16 protein-coding genes and 2 pseudogenes are annotated in these 19,751 nt (G+C 56.7%); 12 read left to right on the top strand and 6 right to left on the bottom strand.

The genetic code is table 11. The features are described from left to right. A complete protein-coding gene (locus IE111_RS09870; RefSeq protein WP_189608381.1) occupies positions 1-3,957 on the top strand; it encodes a hypothetical protein in 3,957 nt (1,318 codons plus the stop codon). A gap of 5 nt (positions 3,958-3,962) precedes the next feature. Further along, on the top strand, positions 3,963-5,081 hold the full coding sequence (locus tag IE111_RS09865; RefSeq protein ID WP_189608380.1) for a hypothetical protein: 1,119 nt from the start codon (positions 3,963-3,965) through the stop codon (positions 5,079-5,081). 182 nt (positions 5,082-5,263) lie between these two features. On the opposite strand, the gene IE111_RS09860 is transcribed toward IE111_RS09865, so the two are convergent. Next, on the bottom strand, positions 5,264-6,118 hold the full coding sequence (locus IE111_RS09860) for a tetratricopeptide repeat protein (RefSeq protein ID WP_189608379.1): 855 nt from the start codon (positions 6,116-6,118) through the stop codon (positions 5,264-5,266). A 247-nt stretch (positions 6,119-6,365) separates the two neighbouring features. Between IE111_RS09860 and IE111_RS09855 the strand changes: the two genes are divergently transcribed. Together IE111_RS09855 and IE111_RS09850 are read left to right on the top strand one after the other, a co-directional pair. Beyond that, a complete protein-coding gene (locus IE111_RS09855) occupies positions 6,366-6,821 on the top strand; it encodes a phasin family protein (RefSeq protein WP_189608378.1) in 456 nt (151 codons plus the stop codon). Positions 6,822-6,890: 69 nt separating this feature from the next. Continuing rightward, positions 6,891-8,171, top strand: a complete 1,281-nt coding sequence (locus IE111_RS09850) for a patatin-like phospholipase family protein (protein ID WP_189608377.1) — start codon at positions 6,891-6,893, stop codon at positions 8,169-8,171. Between the two features lie 78 nt (positions 8,172-8,249). On the opposite strand, the gene IE111_RS09845 is transcribed toward IE111_RS09850, so the two are convergent. After that, positions 8,250-8,633, bottom strand: a complete 384-nt coding sequence (locus IE111_RS09845) for a YkvA family protein (protein WP_023007037.1) — start codon at positions 8,631-8,633, stop codon at positions 8,250-8,252. Positions 8,634-8,702: 69 nt separating this feature from the next. Beyond that, complete coding sequence (locus IE111_RS09840) at positions 8,703-9,758, bottom strand: DNA-binding protein (RefSeq protein ID WP_158611314.1); 1,056 nt, start codon at positions 9,756-9,758, stop codon at positions 8,703-8,705. 195 nt (positions 9,759-9,953) lie between these two features. Between IE111_RS09840 and IE111_RS09835 the strand changes: the two genes are divergently transcribed. Next, a complete protein-coding gene (locus IE111_RS09835) occupies positions 9,954-10,943 on the top strand; it encodes a site-specific integrase (protein WP_063091982.1) in 990 nt (329 codons plus the stop codon). Between the two features lie 161 nt (positions 10,944-11,104). Here the strand turns inward: IE111_RS09835 and IE111_RS24465 are convergent, their stop codons facing one another. Both IE111_RS24465 and IE111_RS09830 read right to left on the bottom strand, forming a co-directional pair. After that, positions 11,105-11,317: a hypothetical protein gene (locus tag IE111_RS24465; protein WP_223305241.1), complete on the bottom strand. Its 213-nt coding sequence runs from the start codon at positions 11,315-11,317 to the stop codon at positions 11,105-11,107. Between the two features lie 57 nt (positions 11,318-11,374). After that, positions 11,375-11,803, bottom strand: a pseudogene (locus tag IE111_RS09830) (Tn3 family transposase); the annotation flags it as partial. Positions 11,804-12,236: 433 nt separating this feature from the next. Between IE111_RS09830 and phnC the strand changes: the two are divergent. The 6 genes from phnC to IE111_RS09800 all read left to right on the top strand — a co-directional run bounded on the left by phnC (position 12,237) and on the right by IE111_RS09800 (position 17,999). After that, positions 12,237-13,082: a phosphonate ABC transporter ATP-binding protein gene (gene phnC / locus IE111_RS09825; RefSeq protein ID WP_041154772.1), complete on the top strand. Its 846-nt coding sequence runs from the start codon at positions 12,237-12,239 to the stop codon at positions 13,080-13,082. After that, positions 13,079-13,942, top strand: a complete 864-nt coding sequence (gene phnD / locus IE111_RS09820) for a phosphate/phosphite/phosphonate ABC transporter substrate-binding protein (RefSeq protein WP_189608376.1) — start codon at positions 13,079-13,081, stop codon at positions 13,940-13,942. Before phnC ends, phnD begins: the two co-directional genes overlap by 4 nt. Before the next feature lie 10 nt (positions 13,943-13,952). Continuing rightward, on the top strand, positions 13,953-14,783 hold the full coding sequence (phnE, locus tag IE111_RS09815; protein ID WP_011784781.1) for a phosphonate ABC transporter, permease protein PhnE: 831 nt from the start codon (positions 13,953-13,955) through the stop codon (positions 14,781-14,783). A 9-nt stretch (positions 14,784-14,792) separates the two neighbouring features. After that, the gene (locus tag IE111_RS09810) at positions 14,793-15,803 is read left to right on the top strand and encodes a phosphonate dehydrogenase (RefSeq protein ID WP_062363463.1); all 1,011 of its coding nucleotides are present in this window, start codon (positions 14,793-14,795) and stop codon (positions 15,801-15,803) included. Then, positions 15,797-16,657 (top strand): LysR family transcriptional regulator, encoded by an 861-nt coding sequence (locus tag IE111_RS09805; RefSeq protein ID WP_011783503.1) that lies wholly within the window; start codon positions 15,797-15,799, stop codon positions 16,655-16,657. Before IE111_RS09810 ends, IE111_RS09805 begins: the two co-directional genes overlap by 7 nt. A gap of 254 nt (positions 16,658-16,911) precedes the next feature. Beyond that, a protein-coding gene (locus IE111_RS09800; RefSeq protein WP_225316971.1) for an IS3 family transposase occupies positions 16,912-17,999 on the top strand; the annotation gives its coding sequence in 2 pieces (ribosomal slippage) (positions 16,912-17,173 and positions 17,173-17,999; 1,089 coding nt in all). A 245-nt stretch (positions 18,000-18,244) separates the two neighbouring features. Here IE111_RS09800 and IE111_RS09795 read toward each other — a convergent pair. After that, a pseudogene (locus IE111_RS09795) lies at positions 18,245-18,937 on the bottom strand (ISL3 family transposase); the annotation flags it as partial. Positions 18,938-19,181: 244 nt separating this feature from the next. On the opposite strand from IE111_RS09795, the gene merR reads away from it, so the two are divergent. After that, a complete protein-coding gene (gene merR / locus IE111_RS09785; RefSeq protein ID WP_063091985.1) occupies positions 19,182-19,646 on the top strand; it encodes a mercury resistance transcriptional regulator MerR in 465 nt (154 codons plus the stop codon). The last annotated feature ends 105 nt before the right edge of the window (positions 19,647-19,751 follow it).

Raw genomic sequence — 19,751 nt, 5'->3', positions numbered from 1 at the left:
ATGAGAATGATCAGCGTCGCCCAGCCGGGCCACCCCGAGGGCAACAACGCCGAGCACCAGCGGGAATTGATTCTTGAGAAACTCACCCCTGGCCGAAAACGGCTTTCCCTCATGCTGCCGGACACACAGCACGAGTTTCATAAAATTCCGCTCGGGTTCGGCGAGACCGTCGCATTCGACGCCGACCTCGGCGAACCGCCGGCCGACCTGGTGCCTGTCACCTTCCTGCGGCAGATCCCCGACGAAGGGCTCGGCCCACTGCGGGATGGCTGGGTCTACGTCTTTGTCAACGGCTACCTATGGCGCGAAGTTCGCTTCAGCCTGGAAGGGCACCAATTGAGAGACGTTCACCTCGGCTGGGAAAAAGGCCTGGACAAGCGCCGTGCCAGCGGCCAGGCCAACGACGTGATGATTCTGCCCTGGAAGCTGGACCATGCCGAATGCACCGTTCAATTGGCGTTCTCTGAAGAACAGTGGAGTTGGGACCGCATCGACCAGTTGGGCGGTATGAACCCCGAAGATCCGCGCCAGAAACAGGGCGAGCGCTTTGAGAGTGCCTACGATACGGACTTCAGCAAACAGCAACGTCTTGACCGCCTGGTCACACTCGACCTGTCCGCTGTCGAGGACGACTTCCAGTCGGTGCCTGAAGATAGCCCCATCCGCAGCGTGGAACCGGGCGAACTGGCCCACACCCGCCAACACTACAACACCCACTTCGACAAAGGCGTCGCCAGCGTCATTCTGCCCGACCGGTTGGGCGAAGCCCGCTACGCCGCCGAAAGCCATCACGAATACCTGACGTTGCTACAGGCCGTTGTCGATGAAATGCTCGGCGTCGCCCCGGACAGCGCCCCGAAAACCCTGGACGAACAAAACGCACTGGCCGAACGCAAGCTCGCCGCCCTGTTCGCGGACCAATTGTTCGCCGGCGCCGACCGCAAATTGCGCGATGGCCCGGTAAGCGACGCCGAAAAAGCCGCCATCGACAAACGCATCGAGGCCCGGGAATTGCTCGACCGCGATGCCCTGGAAACCGCACTGGAAAAGGACGGCTGCCGCCAACTGCTCGACGACGCCCTGAACGAACGTCTGACCCTGATGGCGCTGCTCGACGACCCCGCTTTTTACGCCGAACTCCTCGACCTGCACACCCTGAGCAACCCGGGTTACGTCAAGTTTTTCGAAACCGTCGGTCGCTTGATCCGGCATTTCAACATGCCCATCACCCAACCGTACAAAGACGGCTTTCTCGACCTTGCCGAACAGGAACAACTGCAAGCCCAGGACCCGGGCCCGGACTTCCTGCTGCGCCTGACCGGGGCCCACCCCGAAGAGAAACCCCACAAGCTGCACGCACTGCTGTTCCCGCAAGCGCCGGACGGCGACCCTGGACACGCTAACCCGCTGGTGTGGGATACCACCGAGCCCGATGAGGAAGAACACAGGCTGAGTCCGGCCAAGGTAGAAGAGCTGTTCAAGGACCTTCACTTCGATGCCGGACAGGACTTGCAGCACGACGGCAAAGCCTTCAAGGCCTCGCTCTACGCAGCCCACGCCTTTAACACCCTGCTGGAGCCGCTGGCCGTGGTGGTGCACAAGGATGTGCGGGGCGTACAGGGGACGGAGCAGGACAGAGGAGAGACTTCCCACCAGAAGCAGCAAAAACAAGACGCTTTCGATGCTGCTGTTAATCGGCGGCGCGATCTGATCCAAGAAAACCGCCAACACCACCGCGACTACCAAGCCTCCCTTGATCGCACCCGGGAATCGGCTCAGCAACGTGACCAGTTGATGGATGAGCGCCAACGCTTGTTGGGTAACACCACGCCTGACGAGTTGCGCCGCAACAACCGGGTGGCGGCCGCACGAGTTGACCGGCTTGAGGAACGCATCGCCGAGCTGGACCAGCAACTGGAGATGGAGACTGAAAACCAAGGCCGCCTGACTGCGAAGAAAGCCCACGTTGGTCGCTCGTTGGAGGCCATGGAGAGCCGTATAGAAACACTCCAAAAGATCGGTGACGATACCGGCCCGTTCTCCCTGTTCCAGCGCGCCCGCTTCAACCCCAACACCGCCCCGGTGCGGCTCTATGCTCTGATAGCCGGCGAACAGCTCGAATCCCTCTCGATCAGCCACGACGACTGGATGCACGGCCGGACCCCCGCAGGCATCCTGCCGCCCGGCCACCAGGCCCGCATGGCACGGCTGACTCGCATACGCGACATCGCCGAACGCATCGAGACCCATCGCGGCCCACGCGTTGAATTTGAGTTACCGAACGAGAAGACGATCCGCGTACCGGCTGATCTGGCATTGGAAGACACCGCCAAGTTACACGAATACCTAGCCCACTACGCCCGCCAGACCATGGACACAGCCGAATCCAAGCAGGCCGAGAAGATCGTCCAGATCGGCTTGCGACGCGACGCCAATGTCCGCGCCCGTAACCAGACGCAACTCACGATGGTCGCCCACGACCAGCGCGCCACCATGGCCGAGATCATGGATGAGGCCATTGCCAAGGCCGATGCCGAACTGGTGGAAAACCGCGAAGGCCTGTTCATGTACGAACAGAATTTTTACGCCAGCCGACAAGCCCTGCGGGACAACGCCCAGTTTATGGCGACCACACGCCAGACCATCGCCGACCTGAACGCACACCTGGCGACCTTGGACGAAACCCAAACCCGAGTGCGGTTCGAGAACCGGCTGAAGGGGATGATCCTGGGTGGCCGGGCCATGGGGGTATTGGAGGCGTTTAATGTGACCAATGCGTTGGCAAAGGTGAGTTATGAAAACAAGCGGAGCTTGGCAGACGCATTTTCTGCAATAGTCGATTTAACGGCCACCATCTTAGGCGCTTTCAATGTCGTCCACGAAGGCAAATACGGCGATGTCAAAACCATTAGAGCCCGACTAAAAAACAGGGCGTTAGAAGCCTACGTCAAGACGTTTCCTGTAGATGAGAAAATCCTGGAAAAAGCATCAAAGTTAGCCAAAGCCAGCAAAGGCTTTAACTTGGCATCTGGAGCCTTGGGATCCGCCCTCAGCGCCCTGGATGCCTACGACCGCTGGCTGATGGGCGATCGGGATGCCGCCATGGCTCACGGTTTAATCGCCTCCGGTTTTATGCTCACTGCGGTGAGTGTGTTTACCGATGCCACAATTGGTATATTCACCGTCTCCACTCTTGGGGTATTTGCTGGTTTTTCCATAGTGGTGGGCGGCATTATCTGGAGCGTGTTCGCAGAAGACACTCCCTTGGAGCAGTTGCTGAACAATTCACCGTTCGCGGTTGACCGGACCAAAGCATTCAGCGCCGACCGGGCGGACACGCAAGAAGCCATGGCGCGTTGGGGCTTGTTGACGCCCAATACCTTCGAACACTGGCGCCTGCAAAAACAATGGGCTTTCCACGAAGCGGCGACTCACTTTTTCCACCCCCGGGTCCACTTCTTCAAAGACAGCTTCGTGCGGGACTTCTTCGAGATCAACATCCAGACTCCGTCACTGGAAAGCAGCGGCGACTGGAAACGGGACATTCAGATACGAATCCTGCCTGACGAGCACTGGCACAGCCTGGCTTTGACCACCGGTGCCGGAAATTGGAAACAGGAAGCCAAACCCGGACAGGTCAAAATAAAGTCGGCTGGTGAGCGCCACCGAATATTGATACACCGCGACCTGATCAAGGCGTACGTGCCTGATACCGCCTTGAGCGGAGCACACTTGAGTGTAATGGTCCGAATACGAGTGCAAAGCTGGCCCTTTGGTGAAGATAATGGGGTGCTTCCCGGCTCGGAAGTCCCCTACGTGTTGCCTGCTCCGATGCGCAACGCCGAAGGCCAACCCTTGGTGGACGATAAAGTTGTTTCCGAGCAAGAAGCCGCCGAGCAGAGCTGGCTGATTGCCGAGGGTGAAATCACCTTGATCAAAGACCTGACCTGGAACTGAGTGCGATGCCCTATCTTGAGGAAAAAATGCTTGATGCCCTGGATAAGATAACTGACCCAATAGGCAGGGTCCTATTCGGGCAACAGCGTAAACTCTGGCCCAATCTAAACAGCACAAGAATCTTGACCGAAACAGTTAAGCCTGCCAGGCGCCGAAAGCGTGGCCGAGGCCGGCTGGTCAAGCCTCTCAAGAATTACAGCTTTCACACAAATTTCGATGTTCGAACGGATGGGAAGCAGTGGTTGATTCGATGTGCAACCGGGTACATAGGCAGTAGAGCAACGGGGGGGGTAGTCGCTTTCCTGGCATCCATGCTCTTATTTTTTGGTATTATGGAAGTTTTGACTAATCAGCCACCCTTTTTATTTTTATACCTAGCCTCTCCACTAGTCCTCATAGAAATTTACTACATCCTCAAAATCCGCACCGGCGGCGAAGACACCTGGATCCTTCTCGACCGAACTACCGGTAACGTCTGCTTCTGGAAGCGTAATTCCAAAAAGTCACTGACGGTGCCCTTCGACCAGGTGGACTGCTACTGGTCCACCCGGGCCGGCAGGGGCGGGCCCAGTCACCAGATCGCGCTTATGCCCAAAGTCAACCTACCCAACGAACGTTATCGCTACTGGGAGATCATGCTCGGCTCCGCGGCCATGTATGAACAAGCCCAATATTTCTGGCGGGTTATGAACGACTTCATGGACCGCACACGACCCATTCCCGAAGTACCGGGCCTCATCCATCAAGTCCGCTCGATGGAAAAGCTGGGCTGGAGACTGGAGGACATCACCCACGGCGGTAAAGAGGTACCCATCGAGGAATGGGAGGAAGTGGAAAAGGAGCTCCGTCGAGATGCCGAGGCGCTGGAAGCACGCTTGGAGCGCTTGTTCACTCCTGAATACTTCGATGCTCAAACCGTTTACGACTTTTACCAGAAAGCTCCGGTTCACTTTAAGCGGGATGCGTTGCGTAACATTCTGAGTAAATATGAGATGTTTGCGGGGGCGGGACGTTATCCTGGTTTTGAGTATTGGAAAGAGGAATACGACTCGGAAGTCATCAAACTAGGTGAATTGCTATCCAAACTCCCGTCCCGGGAAAGCTTTTACATGGATTACAGTTAATACTCCAGAGGCACACTTTTGAACAGTTGATGAACAATTCGCCATTCGCGGCGGACCCGACCAAAGCATTCAGCGCCGACCGGCTGGACGAACGCAAGTGGTCCCTGTTAACAAACTGGCTTTCCCATTAAATACAACAGGATCCCACCGCCCGGTGCCTGACCGGGCGGTAAGTGCCTGTTTTAACTCAATTCTTCCTTGGCCAGTACCCAGTCGAGATGCGACAGAGCGTCATACGGGTCCAGTGACACTGCTCGCTCATACAGTTCAGTCGCCTGACTGACCTTTTTCTTGCCGTACATCATCAGCAAACCATCGGCGTATTCGGTCAGCGCGCTGATCGAATGCGGCGCCAGTTCGATGCCGCGCTGGTAGTGCGCCACCCCCTCGTCCCGGTTGGCCCCGTAAGTGACCCCGCCGAACATAGCACCCATTTTGTCGATGATTTCAGCGTGGTAGGTCCCCAGTGCCGTGTGGGCGTCGGCGTGATCCGGTTCCCGGTCCAGCACCGCTTCCAGGCTGTTCTTGACGTGACCGGCCACGCCCTGTTTCCACGCTTCGGCCACGGAAATCACCTGACTGTAGCGCCCCAAGGCAAAGGCGCGATGGTAGTAGGCATTGGGGGTCCCCGGCATGGCTTTGGCCATCGCTTCCATGCGGTCGGAGACCTCCATCAGCAGGTTTCGTTGAACCGACTTGTCGGTTTCCAGATAGTGCGCGTAGGTAGCCTGGGCTTTGGCCCAAAGCGTCGCGCCGACCAGCCCCAGGGACTCCCCAATATCGGCGGCCGCGGCGAAATCGCCCCGGTGGAAATGCCCCCAGCCGGTGAGCAGCTGTTGGGTGGCCGCCTGGGCGTCGCAGCCCGCCTCTTCAGCGACACGGGGGATGTCTTTGAACAGGACCTTTATCCAGTCCGGTGCCGGAAAGGGTTCGCGATCGCCGGCGTGCAGAACAGACCAGTGTTCGGCCAGTTCCTCGTGAGAATAGTCGTAGTCGGTGGCTTCGTAGGGGAACGTGCGCCATTGAGAAACAGTCATATGCAAGCCTCACACGGTAAGTACATCTCAGAGTCTTCAAAATGCACCGACCTGCGCCTCGCCGCCATGACCTGAATCAATGGTTAATGATTGCACAGGCGTAATCTTAAGCTGTGTCGAGCGGCGTCAAGGATGTAGGGACGATCGCCCGATCGAGCCTCTTTTAGTGTGTTTGCTCTAAAGCCAAAGGCTACTCTGACATTGCAAGAAGGGGTATTCCCGGAACATTTCACAGGAGGACACGACCATGTCCAAGAAATTGAAAGAACTCACCCAAGAAAGAGAAGGCTATCGCTCCAAAGTGATGACCTCGGCCCGTCAGATCTATCTGGCCGGTCTGGGCGCCTTCAGTCGTTCAACCGAGGAAGGCCGCAAGCTGTTCGATACATTGGTCACCGAGGGCGAGAAACTGGAAGGGCAGTCCCGCGATTATGCGGAGAAAAAGGTCAGCGGTGTGGTGGATCGGGCTTCCGACAACTGGGACCGCCTGGAATCCGTGTTCGAGGAGCGGGTCGCCAAGGTAATCAACCGGCTCGGGGTGCCCACCCACAACGATGTGAAAGACCTGTCGCAACGGGTGGATGAGCTGAATCAATCGGTGCAGAAAATGCTTGGTTCCGCGTCCAAACCGAAAGCCCCGGCTCGCAGCACGGCGAAAAAGACGCCGGCCTCGACCGCCAAGCAAACGTCCAGTGCGGAGTAGGGCGGATGAACAGTCCCCGGCATTCGGCCGGGGGCTGACGCATGAATGACCGATACGAGGGCGCGCACTATGACTCACACTGATCAGAACCGTGAACTCCGCCGGCACAGCGACCCACCGCGTGTGGCGTTGGCGCTGGCCGGCGGTGGTCCCCTGGGTGGTATCTACGAGGTCGGTGCCCTGCGCGCACTGGATGAAGCGCTGGACGGCGTGGATTTCACCAACCTGTACGCCTATGTGGGCGTCAGTGCCGGCGCCGTTGTAGCCGCCCAGTTGGCCAACAAGATTACCAGCCGTCAGCTCGCACAGATGTTGGTCGGAACCGAAGCCGGCAGTCAGCGGCTGCGTCCGGAAATATTCTTCAAACCGGCGACTCGCGAATACCTGAAACGGGCACTCAGTATGCCCGGCCTTTGGGTCCGCGATGTCGCCGCTCTGGCTCGACGGCCGTTCCGAACCGGCATGACCGAGTTCGCCAGCCGTCTGCATCACGCGCTCCCGCCCGGGGCGTTCGACAACGAACCGATCCACAAACATCTGGACGAGTTGTTCAAGGTCCGTGGCCGCACCAACGATTTTCGCAAACTGGCCAACCGGCTCTTTGTCGTCTCGGTCGAGCTGGATACCGGCGAGGTTGTCGTATTCGGCCAGGACGATCGTCAGGACGTCCCGATTTCCCGTGCGGTACAGGCAAGCACGGCCTTGCCCGGTCTGTATGTGCCGGTAGAAATGGACGGCCACTATTATGTGGACGGCGCCTTGAAGAAAACCCTGCACGCTTCGGTGGCACTGGATGCCGGCGCGGATCTGGTTATCTGCATCAACCCGCTGGTGCCCTACGATGCCAATCTGGCAGCGGCGAACGGTGCTCCCAAGGTCAACAACCTGGTGGACGGGGGGTTGTCCTCGGTCATGTCCCAGACCTTCCGGGCCCTGATCCATTCACGCATGGAAGTGGGCATGGGTAAGTACGCAACGGATTATCCGGACCGGGATGTGGTTTTGTTCGAGCCGGATTCGGACGATTACCGGATGTTTTTCACCAATGTGTTCAGCTTTTCGCAGCGAAAATACGTCGCGGAACACGCCTATCAGAACACCCGACGCTCCTTGCGCGCGCGCCGGGAAACACTGGAACCTGTCCTGGCCCGGCACGGTATCCGGATTCGAAACGACGTACTGGACGACCCGCATCGCCACTTCCGTCTGGCGCGGGCCGAGCTGGACCCGGTCATGAGCCGGATGCACCACCGCAAACACCCGGTGACCAATCAGCTCAGCGATGCACTGGATCGGCTTCAGATAACCATGGCGACGTCGAAGGAGCCTGAGGGTCGGCAACGATTCTGACGAAATCCTCCAAAAAGCGCATTAACCATCTGTTTTACAAGCCTTAAATTAACTATTTCATCACGTGCAGACGATGCGTTACCTGCTGTATTCCCACACCCAGTAGCCAAAAGCCGTGGCACATAAAAGCCATGTGCCAATAACGACTGCGGCCGCAACGTGGCTGATCGGCTTGATTGCCACTTTAGCTGCTTTCGAGCGACTTGCTTCTATCACATTCGATGGCGTCAGCTTGATGACAAGGACGATGCCCAGCGGGACCAAGATAATGTCGTCAAGATAGCCCAGGATCGGCATGAAGTCCGGAATGAGATCAATTGGACTCATGGCGTACGCTGCGATTGCGAGCAGCCGAACGACTATGGGGGGTATTCGGGTCTCGCGCCACAAAATAACCGTCAGCGCATCATGCTGAATGCGTTTTGCCGCAGCTCGCAGCCTGCCAAAGATCACGGTAGACATCTAACTACTTCTTGCGCGATTGGCATCACTCGCAACTCTCAGGGATGATCAGGCCGAGACAATAGCGGGCTATTTAGCCAGGCTTGTTTGTAGTTGTTTCAACTGACCCTGGAGGACAGCTTTTTCCTGCAGTAATTCGCGATTCTGATCGTTGAGAAACTGGTTTCGGTCGTCAGCCGCTGCCACGCGCTCTCTGAGGTCGGAGATCCGCTGCTGGCAGGCCGCGAGATGTTTTTCAGAATCCGTTAGGGCCGCACCAAGCTTCTCCCGGTGTTCGGCGTCGCTATCTCGCTCCAACTGGAGGCGGTCGACTGTCGCTTCCAGCGTTTCTGTTCGCGTTGCCCATTGCGTTATGACGGCCTGGCTCGCGTGCAATTTTTCTTTCAAGTTTTCAGCGTGATCCTGACTGGCCTCATAGCGCTGGTTTATTTGGTCGCGATGTTGTCTCAGCGTGTCGCGGTCCTGTTCGCTGGAACGGAGCTGCTGCGTCAACTGATCCACCTGACCCTCCAGCCCTGACTGGGTCCTGTGGAACTGGTCCCGTTCATGACGGCGATCCTCGGCAATCTCCTGCTGGTAGTGCTCGAAATGGCTGCGGATATCGCGGTTTTCCTGCTTCATCTCTTGGACGGTTGCAGTGGTCTCACTGAGTTTCTCCTGACTTGCCTCCAGTTTGGACGTGAGTGAGGCCGCCCGGAGCTGTTCCTGTTGAAGAGCGTGGGCCTGGGCATCGCTTTCGTTGCGAAGCGCTTCATTGGACTTCTCCAGCCCGCAGCGTTGCTCTTCCAGTGACTCGCACCGCTGCCGCACCTCTTCCAGCTCGGTGCGCCACTGCTGTTCCAGCGTCTGGTGCGCTTCGCGCTCCTGCGTAATACGTTCATCGGCCGCGTATTGAGCTCGCTCATGCAGGGCTTTCACGGCGGCCACCAAGTCAGCCGGGAGTCCGTTCAGATCCGCTGCGGCTTCGCTGCCTGTTTTCCAACGTTTCAGCATTGGCCCGAGAGTGCTGCGACTGCCGGTACCGAGTTCCGATCGCACCCGGTCGACAGTGGGCTCGTCACCGCGTTGGCGGACGCGTTGCGCAGCGTTGGCGACATCCTGGTAAGTAATTCCGGCGCGGGCCATGACATGCCTCATTTTTATCATATAACGTGATATGTAATATTACATTATTTATTCGATAGTTAACAAAATTTATTTAAGATTCCTAACGCACGTTAAATCGCGTTAACGTGCGTTAGTGTGTGGTCTGTTCTATCCTGCTCCTGTAACGCCGGTACATCAGCGGCTCTTGAAAGCACGCCTCGAATTGGAGCGGTCATGGATCCAAAACCCACCGTCAAGTCCACATTACGTAACGCGGAAAAGACCGTATTAGCCGATACGGCTAATCGGTACATCCACATGGCCACCACCGACAACACGCGGCGGACCTACCGTGCGGCCATTCGCAGCTTTGAGCGCTGGGGTGGACGTCTCCCGACACAGCCGGCGACCCTTGCGGCCTATCTGTCCGATCAGGCAGACGCGCTTAATCCTCGCACGCTGGATGTTTACCTGACGGCCCTGGGGCGCTGGCACCAGACTCAGGGATTGCGTGATCCCGCTCGAGACCCCGGCGTGCGCAAAACGTTGGAAGGGATTCGTCGCGCCCATGGTCGGCCGAAACGGCAAGCCCGGGCGCTGCGCCTCGAACACATTGCGGCCTTCCTGGAAACACTCCAGCAACAGCCTGACTCGCTCAAGAAGCATCGTGACTGGGCCCTGCTGCAGGTCGGTTTTTTTGGGGCGTTTCGCCGCAGTGAATTGGTAGCGATTGAGGTGAAGCACTTGTCGTGGGAGCCGGAAGGGCTGGTGGTGACCCTGCCGCGCTCTAAAACAGACCCTCACGGTGAAGGCCTGAAGCGGGCCCTGCCTCGGGGCAACGAGCTGGTCTGCCCGGTCAGCGCCCTCGAAACCTGGCTAGAGCATGCCGGCATTCACGAAGGCCCCGTCTTCCGCGCCGTCAACCGCTGGGATCGGTTGCAATCCCAGGCCCTTTCAGGCGGGTCGGTGAACCGAATCCTGAAAGCGCTTGGGGAAACCTGCGGCCTGGACTTCGTGCCGACCCTGAGCAGTCACAGCTTCCGGCGCGGTCTATCCACCGCCGCCGCGCGGGAAAAGGTCGACTTTGCGCAGATCAAGCGCCAGGGTGGCTGGAAGCATGACGGGACGGTGCGGGGCTACATCGAGGAAGGACAGCAATTTACGGACAACGCCGCAAACACCTTACTGACCAAAGTCGCCAGGTTGATCCGGGACACCGACTAATGGTGAGTGTGGTCGCGGCTGGCTACGCTGCCCGGAAGCACTCAGAATACGATGAACAGGTATCTGTAGTGGCTCACAAAGCTAATCTGTTGGGCCCGCAATTATCCTGAGCAGTGGGACCACATTGGGTGAGAAAGGGCGCCCGGTTGGGCCCAGATTAGCTACGAACCGACCAACCCCTGACCGTCATACTCGACGGTTCCGCAAGGCAGCTGTTCCCGCACCTGCACCACCTGGTCCGTCGTCCAGTTGAGCGACGCTGCAAGCCGCTTAAGAGTGACAGGACGACCCTGGACCAGCTCACGCAATAGCGCCACATGAAGCGTGGCCTCCGCTTCTCCGGTCAGGCCCAGCCGATTCACGATTTCTCGCATATCATTCACGGGGCCTTGCCTTATCCCGCGCAGCAGGATAGTTGTTTGACATCCTTTATAGTCGCCGGTCAGGTTGATGTGCTCCCAGCCCAAGGGAGAAAGATGCCGCAGAAGCGTCTCGTCGATATCCCGGCCGTCTTCGCGCAGTGCTTGAACCGCCCGCTCCATATAAACCGTATTCCAAAGGATAATAGCGCTGACGACGAGATTGAGTCCGCTTGCACGGTAGCGTTGATTCTCGTAACTGCGATCGCGGAGTTCACCGAGCCGGTTCAGGAAGACGGCACGAGCCAGCGCGTTCTTAGCCTCGCCCTTATTCAAACCAACCTGCACGCGGCGACGCAGTTCGACGTTTTGCATCCAGTCGAGTGCGAATAATGTTCGCTCAATGCGGCCCAGCTCGCGCAATGCGATCGCGAGGCCATTCTGACGCGGATAGCTCCCGAGCTTGCGCAGCATCAGTGATGCGGTGACAGTGCCCTGCTTACTTTATTTCGAATTAGTAAGTGCAAGGCTGTCCTTGCCCACCCTTAAGGCCACACCTTGAATTGCTGCCCGTTTCCAGATCCACCCCACCATAGTCAGCACCTGGAAGCGCGACCTATTGGAGAGCGCGTCCGACCTCCTCGAAGGCAAGAGTATAGTCGGTAAGCAATTCGATGAACTCAGCACGGACGAACTGTACCGTGAGATTCGCCGACTGACGGTGGAACGCAATTTTTGTTGCTTAAGCTCCTGGGTGGCTCGTTCCACTTTGGCTGAGCTCCATGTATTTCACAGAGCCCTTCGGAAAATCCTTGCGAACCAAAAGCACTTCATCAAACTGTCACGTCAGTGACACGACGGTGTCATCTCTCAGCTTTATCGTTCAATTGTAACTCGCAATACGGCGAGCTTATTTATTGCAAAAGGTGATCCTATGGCCCCAACTCAATCAACCAATGTGATGCTTCGAGTCGAGAGTATGGGCGTAACCTACCCGGGAAACGTCCTCGCGCTCAAACCCACCAACGTTCACTTTCACAAGGGCGAATTCACCGTGCTACTGGGACTTTCAGGCGCGGGTAAATCCACTCTGCTTCGTTCACTGAATCACCTGGTTAAGCCCACAACCGGGAAGGTTGTGTCTGGCGAGTTTGGTGAACTGACCAACCGTAGAATCCTGCGACAGCACCGCAGCCGCACCGCCATGGTGTTCCAGCATCACCAGCTGATCGAACGATACACCGTGTTACAGAATGTGCTGACAGGCAGACTTGCGTATCACGGTACTTGGCGAAGCCTGCTTCCCCTGCCCCGGCAGGACCTGGAGTTGGCTCTGCAATGCCTCGACCGCGTAGGTCTGGCTGACAAAGCGCTTTCCCGAGTAGATCAGTTGTCCGGCGGCCAGCAGCAGCGGGTTGGAATCGCCAGAGCATTGGTGCAGCAACCATCCATGATTCTTGCCGATGAGCCCGTTGCCAGCCTGGATCCGGCCACTTCTGAAAAGGTACTCGGCCTACTGCGCGATATTTGTCAGGAAGATGGAATCACCGCGGTTATTTCCTTGCACCAATTGGAATACGCCCAGCGTTTTGCAGACCGGATCATCGGCCTTTCGAACGCTCATATCGTTTTTGACGATGCTCCTGAAAACCTGAAATCGAAACACCTGGACGAGATTTACCACCGTTCACCCAGCGTGGTAGCTGCGGAAGGCAAACCAGCCATCCATAAACCTAAGACCACCCCGATAACAACAGACGTACTGGAGATAGCACAATGAAGACAATGATTCACTCTTTGCTGGCTCTGATAATGATGCTCGGCATCCATTGGTCAGCCCATGCCGCAGATACAGACCCTGATCTTTTGAAAGTTGCCTTGCTGCCGGATGAGAACGCGTCAGAACTGATCAAGCGAAACCAACCTTTGAAGGATTACCTGGAAACCACTCTTGGTAAGGAAGTAGAACTGATTGTTACCACCGATTACTCCTCCATGATCGAAGCCATGCGTTTTGGCCGAATTGACCTGGCTTACTTTGGTCCGTTGTCCTATGTGATGGCCAAGAGTAAGAGTGACATTGAACCCTTTGCCGCCATGGTGGTAGACGGGAAGCCGACTTATCGCTCCATCATTATTGCCAATGCGGACTCTGGCGTTGGCTCCTTCGCGGATATCAAAGGCAAGAAAATGGCCTACGGTGACCGCGCATCCACTTCCAGCCACCTGATCCCCAAGACCGTACTCCTTGAGAAGGCAGAGCTCGAAGCCGGAAAGGACTATGAGGCTCATTTCGTCGGTAGCCATGACGCTGTTGCGGTTAACGTCGCCAATGGCAATGCCGACGCCGGAGGGTTGTCCGAAGTTATCTTCGAGCATGTGATGGACCTCGGTTTGATTGATCGGAGCAAGGTCAAAGTGCTGGGCTACAGCGGTGACTTTCCTCAATACCCCTGGGCCATGCGTTCGAACCTGGCCCCTGAGCTGAAGAGCAACATTCAGAAAGCCTTTCTGCAGATCGATGACCCGGAGATTCTCGACAACCTGAAGGCTGAGGGATTCGCGGCAATTACCGACGAAGATTACGATGTCATCCGCGCTATGGGTGTCCTGCTCAATCTTGATTTCGCAAAAATGTGAGGAGTGCCCCATGAACTATACAACGACGGAACCGGCGACTCTGTCGCCGGCCCCGTCGGCCTCCGTGCTGGATGAGCACGCGAAAGGCTGGCGGAAAAAACTCGGACAGTCGCTGTTAGTGCTGCTCATCATTTTTGTCGCAAGTTGGTACGTAGGGCTGCTCAATTTCAATACACTTGCCAATGGCGTGCCAGCCATAGGCACACTCATTGGCGAATCTCTTCCACCTGACTTCACCAATGTGGCCAGCTGGGTGTCGCCGTTAATCGACACGCTTGCGATGAGCATTGCCGGTACTGCCATTGCAGTAACCTTGTCTGTGCCACTGGCATTCCTGGCTGCGCGCAACACCTCTCCACATCCGGTGGTGTTCCAAGTAACTCGAACCCTTTTAAACGGTTTGCGTTCAGTCCCGGAACTGATCATGGGCATCATCTTCGTGGCTGCTGTTGGTTTTGGGGCGTTGCCTGGCGTACTGGCGCTCGGTCTTCACTCCATTGGCATGGTTGGAAAGTTTTTTGCCGAAGCGATTGAGCATGTAGATGAGGCGCCAGTGGAAGCGGCCGATGCTGCCGGCGCTACTCGCTTGCAGGTGCTCTATCACGCCGTGCTGCCACAAGCACTTCCTCAATTCGCGGACGTGTCCATTTATCGCTGGGAATACAATTTCCGTGCCTCGACCGTAATGGGCATGGTGGGTGCCGGTGGTATTGGCTTCGAATTGATGGGCTCGCTGAGAATCATGCAGTATCAGGAAGTCAGCGCCATTCTCATTGTCATCTTGTTGATGGTCACCGTCGTGGACAGTCTCAGTGGCCGCCTTCGTAAGAAATTCAAATAAGGAACGTCGATGAAACCCAAGGTTGTGATAACCCATAAGATCCATGACAGTGTTCTGGATGAACTTGCCCAAGATTGCGAGCTGGTCACCAACCAATCCGGCGCCACGTTGCCCCAGGAGGAAGTGGCTGCGCGCGTTGCAGACGCTGATGCGATGATGGCGTTCATGCCAGACCGAGTTGGAGTGGAGTTCCTACAGGGGTGTCCGCGCTTGAAGGTGATTGGTGCAGCCCTGAAAGGCTATGACAACTTTGATGTGGATGCCTGCACGCGTCATGGGGTTTGGCTGACATTTGTACCGGATTTGCTAACCGTGCCTACTGCAGAGCTAACGGTCGGGCTGACGATCAGTCTCACCCGACAAGTCAAGGCGGCGGACCACTTCGTTCGATCCGGTGAATTTACTGGCTGGACACCACGCTTCTATGGGCAGGGGATCGAAGGCTCACGGATTGGTATTGTGGGTATGGGGGCCATCGGCCAAGCGGTGGCGCAGCGCCTGAACGGATGGGGAGCGGATTTAATCTATTCCCAGCCGGAACGTTTACCCGTGCAGCATGAGCAGGCACTGGGTTTGTCCCATACTCCCCTCAAGATGCTGCTGGCCCAGTCAGATATTGTGATCCTGGCACTGGCGCTCAATGAGCAAACCCTCCACACCATTAATCGCGAAACGCTAACAGGAATGAAACCGGGCGCATTCCTTATCAATCCCTGCCGTGGATCTGTGGTGGATGAGGGTAGTGTTCTGCAAGCGCTTCAATCCGGTCAGTTGGGGGGGTACGCCGCTGATGTGTTTGAGATGGAAGATTGGGCGAGAGAAGATCGTCCGAGGGAGATCGCCCAGGGGCTCAGGGCCCACCCCAACACGCTGTTTACTGCTCACATCGGATCGGCAGTCAGCCAGGTGCGTCTGGCTATCGAGCAACGCGCTGCTCGGAACATTCTGCAAGTGCTTCGGGGTGAGCGGCCGGATGATGCGATCAATGATCCCAGTGGCCGCGAGAGCGGCCCATGCTGAATCTTGTCTGGCTGAAGAGTTTCGTGGCGGTGCTGGACCACAACGGGTTTCAGGCCGCAGCCCGCCAGTTGGACATCGCACAACCCACACTGTCCCAGCACCTTCAAAAACTCGAAAACCAACTTGGCGTTTTATTGGTCCACAGGGGGCGCTCTGGCTGTGAGCCAACCCGGGCTGCCTTAACCTTGTTGCCTTTTGCCCGAAGTCTGCTCCGGCTGGAGGAGCAGGCGAGATCTTCCATTATGGAGGCTCGACTTCGCGTTGGGGCGAGCTCCAATATTGGGATTTATATGCTCCAGCCCTACATCCGTCGTTACAAGGAGCTGGGCGTAGGGCCCGAGGTGGATGTGGTAATAGATTCCAATCCGACTATTGCACGGCATTTATCGGACGGTGAGCTGGACGTGGCGATTATGGAGTGGTGGCATGATCTACCCGGATTCCATGCTCAGGCGTGGCGTAACGAGCCCGTTGTTCTAATCGTTCCGCCTGGTCACCCGTTAGCCCGTCGAACCGATATCGACCGCGATACGCTGTCTAACATGGCTCTGATCGGCGGCGAACCCGGCACCGGCACTGGCCGGCTTTTGGCGACCTACTTCGGTGAGCATGGGCCATTTCCGACGGTATCTATGCAGCTGGGTAGCACCGAAGCCGTCAAGCAAGCGGTTAAGGTCGGACTTGGCGCATCGTTGGTGCTTGAAAGTTCTGTACGGGAGGAGGTCCAAAATGGAAGTCTGGTGGCTATTCCCGTGAGTGAGCCTGGCCTTAGCAAGGAGCTGATGGTGATTTATCCGAGCAGCCTGGACAAACACAGGCCAGTATACTCGTTTGTTGGGCATCTCTGTGAATAGCTATTGGGTCCACCTCACGCATATCTAGCTGGGAATGCAGATACTGAGCCTCACGCTCACTTCGACAACGCAGTATTCCGTCATCTGCATATCGGCAGAATGGGATATCCGGATGACGAACGGTCAGCCAACGATCCAATGCATAATGCAGAAACAGGTTTGCCAGAACTGGCGATAACGGGCGGTAATCCCCCCGAAAAACAGCGGTGATCAAAAGTAGAATTTTCCGTAAGCTAGACGCAGGGAGATTCTGCATGAAGAAGTCACGTTTTTCCGACAGCCAGATCCTGTCGATCCTCAAGCAAGCCGAGAACGGCGTGCCGGTCCCGGAGCTGTGCCGAGAGCACGGCATGAGCAACGCCAGTTTTTATAAATGGCGGGCCAAGTTCGGTGGCATGGACGCGTCCATGATGGCTCGCTTGAAAGAGCTGGAGGATGAAAACCGCCGGCTCAAGAAGATGTATGCCGAGGAACGATTGAAGGCTGACATCCTCAAGGAAGCTATCGAAAAAAAGTGGTAAAGCCGTCTCGTCGCCGTGAGATGGCGCAGAAAGCCGTCAATGAGAAGCACGTCAGTATTCGCCTGGCTTGCTGGATGTTCAGCATCAGCGAGACCTGCTATCGCTACCGGGCAAAGCTCAGCAGCGAGAATGCCGAAATCGCGGACTGGCTGATCCGACTGACCCATAACCAGCGGAACTGGGGCTTTGGTCTGTGTTTCCTGCATTTGCGCAATGTGAAAGGCTTTGCCTGGAATCACAAACGGGTTTACCGGATTTATCGGGAGCTGGAACTGAATCTGCGAATCAAACCTAAAAAGCGCCTGGTTCGTGAAAAGCCTGAACCCTTGGCCGTGCCGGAAATCATCAATGACAGTTGGTCGATGGACTTCATGCACGACCAGCTTAACGACGGTCGCAGTTACCGACTGCTGAATGTGATTGATGACTTTAACCGGGAAGGCCTTGGCATCGAAGTGGACTTCTCGCTTCCGGCAGAGCGGGTTATCCGATCACTGGAGCAGATCATTGAGTGGCGTGGGAAACCGCGCTCTATTCGCTGTGACAACGGTCCTGAGTACATCAGCGGCAAGCTGTCAGCCTGGGCCGACAAACAAGACATCAAGCTGGCGTTTATCCAGCCGGGCAAACCGCAGCAGAATGCCTATATTGAACGCTACAACCGAACAGTCCGTTACGATTGGCTGGCGCAGTATTTGTTCGACAGCACTGAAGAAGTCCAGGACTATGCCACTCGCTGGCTCTGGCACTACAATCACGAACGACCCAATATGGGACTCGGAGGGATTACCCCTCAACAGAAGTTGGCCATGATGGCCTAAGGTCTACTTTTGAACCCCGCTAAAAATGGGGGGATTACCCTGATATTCATTCGCGTACCCGCTATTGGAATTAACGGCGGATTTCTCGCTCTGTTCGCCCAATGAGTGTAGTTGCAGAATTGAATTTTTAAAGCACAACTCATGCTGAAATGAAAATTATTTAGCAAGGGCCAGTCGTCGACTAATTACTGCGCAACTTTATGAATTGTGGAAAAAATGGTGTCGATATCATTGATGCCAAAGGCTTAGCGTACAATTTTTTCCGTTTCGTGAACTGACCCCTGCTTGGTGGTGTAGAGCATCCGGGCCCGCATCACCTCGAATGAGTAGCCCCGGCCATCGCGGTTCTTGTCCTTGGCCAGCCGGTTGATCGACTCCGTGAAGGCATTGGTGACTGGGATGTCGTCAATCCAGGCAGCCAGCGCCTGCTCAGCATCTCGCCGGCTGGCACAGTCCCAGATGTGGTAGAACCGCTCCTTGTGCTCGTAGGCTGCCAGGAGCTGGGGGAAGGCCCCCATTCAGGTTTCCATGATGAGACGTTCGCGGTCGGAGACGTCGTGAGCCCGCTTCAGCAAGGTCTTCCGGTCACCCTTGAGGGTTCGGCGTTGGTTGGCCTTCAGCTCCTTCCTGAGCCCCTTGCGGACCTTCTCCAGGGCTTCGTTGGCCATACGCACAACATGGAACTTATCGACCACGATGCGGGCCTGTGGCAGCGCCGCCTGGACGGCACGGCGATATGGCTTCCACATGTCCATGCTGACGATCTCGATCTTGTCGCGCTCGGTCATGCTCATGAGCCGCTTCGTCACTGCCTCCTGCTGACGACCGGGCAGCAGGTCTAACAAGGTACGCTCCTCCAGGTTGGTCAGGATGCAGAGGTAGCGGCGGTTCAGGTACAGCTCGTCGATACCTAGGTAGCGGGGTGTCTCGAAGCGGTGCGCACTTGCGGTACCTCGCAGACTTCGCCAGGTTGCCGATCCAGGCACCGGAACCCCCCAGGGCGATCAGGGCCAAGGTGCCCAGACAGCAGGCCGACGCGAGCAGGCTGCAACCCCGCCTGCGATTAACGACTCGCGACCGGATTGTGACTCGGAATTCAACTCTGATATTGCAATTACACCTTCTACGGCCTTGTTCGATAGGTTAAGCTTGAGGCCGTAGTCAACTACGGAGTCAAGGCAAATGCCGGATGAAATGAACTCATTGACCATCGGGGGGCTGGCTAAGGCGGCGAACGTCTCAGTTGAGACCATCCGCTACTACCAGCGACGTGGGTTAATACCTGAGCCCCAGCGTCCTCTCGGGGGTATTCGACGCTACGGTCCCAGCGATATCGGCAGGTTGAGCTTTGTGAAAACATCGCAGCAGTTAGGCTTCAGTCTCGATGAGGTCAGCGACCTGCTCCGACTCGAAGACGGCACCCACTGCCAGGAAGCCAGCACTCTCGCGGAGCGCAAGTTGCACGACGTACGTGGGAAGATCGAAAAGCTACAGCAAATTGAGGTTTTACTGAGCGCCATGGTTGATCGGTGCTGCGCCCAAGAGGGCAATATCTCGTGCCCCTTAATTGCGTCATTACATGAAGGGGTTGGGCGAAAATTTTGTACCTACCCTAGCCAGAGTGGGCCCCCTGCCAAACCTCAGTGACAAAGGGCAACCCCGCAGGCCCTCAGAATGTCCAGTGTGACCAGCAGAGTACGGCGGGGAAGTTTTTGGGCAACAGCCCCAAACAGAGGTGCTATTAGGGCGTAG

The sequence above is a fragment of the Saccharospirillum salsuginis genome (genome assembly GCF_014651855.1).
Classification (GTDB): domain Bacteria; phylum Pseudomonadota; class Gammaproteobacteria; order Pseudomonadales; family Natronospirillaceae; genus Saccharospirillum; species Saccharospirillum salsuginis.
This window is presented reverse-complemented; position numbering and strand designations above follow the sequence as displayed.

Excerpts from the sequence above, each read along its gene's own strand:
- IE111_RS09870 (WP_189608381.1), top strand. The coding sequence starts at position 1 with ATGAGAATGATCAGCGTCGCCCAGCCGGGCCACCCCGAGGGCAACAAC.
- IE111_RS09865 (WP_189608380.1), top strand. The coding sequence starts at position 3,963 with ATGCCCTATCTTGAGGAAAAAATGCTTGATGCCCTGGATAAGATAACT.
- IE111_RS09860 (WP_189608379.1), bottom strand. The coding sequence starts at position 6,118 with ATGACTGTTTCTCAATGGCGCACGTTCCCCTACGAAGCCACCGACTAC.
- IE111_RS09855 (WP_189608378.1), top strand. The coding sequence starts at position 6,366 with ATGTCCAAGAAATTGAAAGAACTCACCCAAGAAAGAGAAGGCTATCGC.
- IE111_RS09850 (WP_189608377.1), top strand. The coding sequence starts at position 6,891 with ATGACTCACACTGATCAGAACCGTGAACTCCGCCGGCACAGCGACCCA.
- IE111_RS09845 (WP_023007037.1), bottom strand. The coding sequence starts at position 8,633 with ATGTCTACCGTGATCTTTGGCAGGCTGCGAGCTGCGGCAAAACGCATT.
- IE111_RS09840 (WP_158611314.1), bottom strand. The coding sequence starts at position 9,758 with ATGGCCCGCGCCGGAATTACTTACCAGGATGTCGCCAACGCTGCGCAA.
- IE111_RS09835 (WP_063091982.1), top strand. The coding sequence starts at position 9,954 with ATGGATCCAAAACCCACCGTCAAGTCCACATTACGTAACGCGGAAAAG.
- IE111_RS24465 (WP_223305241.1), bottom strand. The coding sequence starts at position 11,317 with ATGCGAGAAATCGTGAATCGGCTGGGCCTGACCGGAGAAGCGGAGGCC.
- phnC (WP_041154772.1), top strand. The coding sequence starts at position 12,237 with ATGGCCCCAACTCAATCAACCAATGTGATGCTTCGAGTCGAGAGTATG.
- phnD (WP_189608376.1), top strand. The coding sequence starts at position 13,079 with ATGAAGACAATGATTCACTCTTTGCTGGCTCTGATAATGATGCTCGGC.
- phnE (WP_011784781.1), top strand. The coding sequence starts at position 13,953 with ATGAACTATACAACGACGGAACCGGCGACTCTGTCGCCGGCCCCGTCG.
- IE111_RS09810 (WP_062363463.1), top strand. The coding sequence starts at position 14,793 with ATGAAACCCAAGGTTGTGATAACCCATAAGATCCATGACAGTGTTCTG.
- IE111_RS09805 (WP_011783503.1), top strand. The coding sequence starts at position 15,797 with ATGCTGAATCTTGTCTGGCTGAAGAGTTTCGTGGCGGTGCTGGACCAC.
- merR (WP_063091985.1), top strand. The coding sequence starts at position 19,182 with ATGCCGGATGAAATGAACTCATTGACCATCGGGGGGCTGGCTAAGGCG.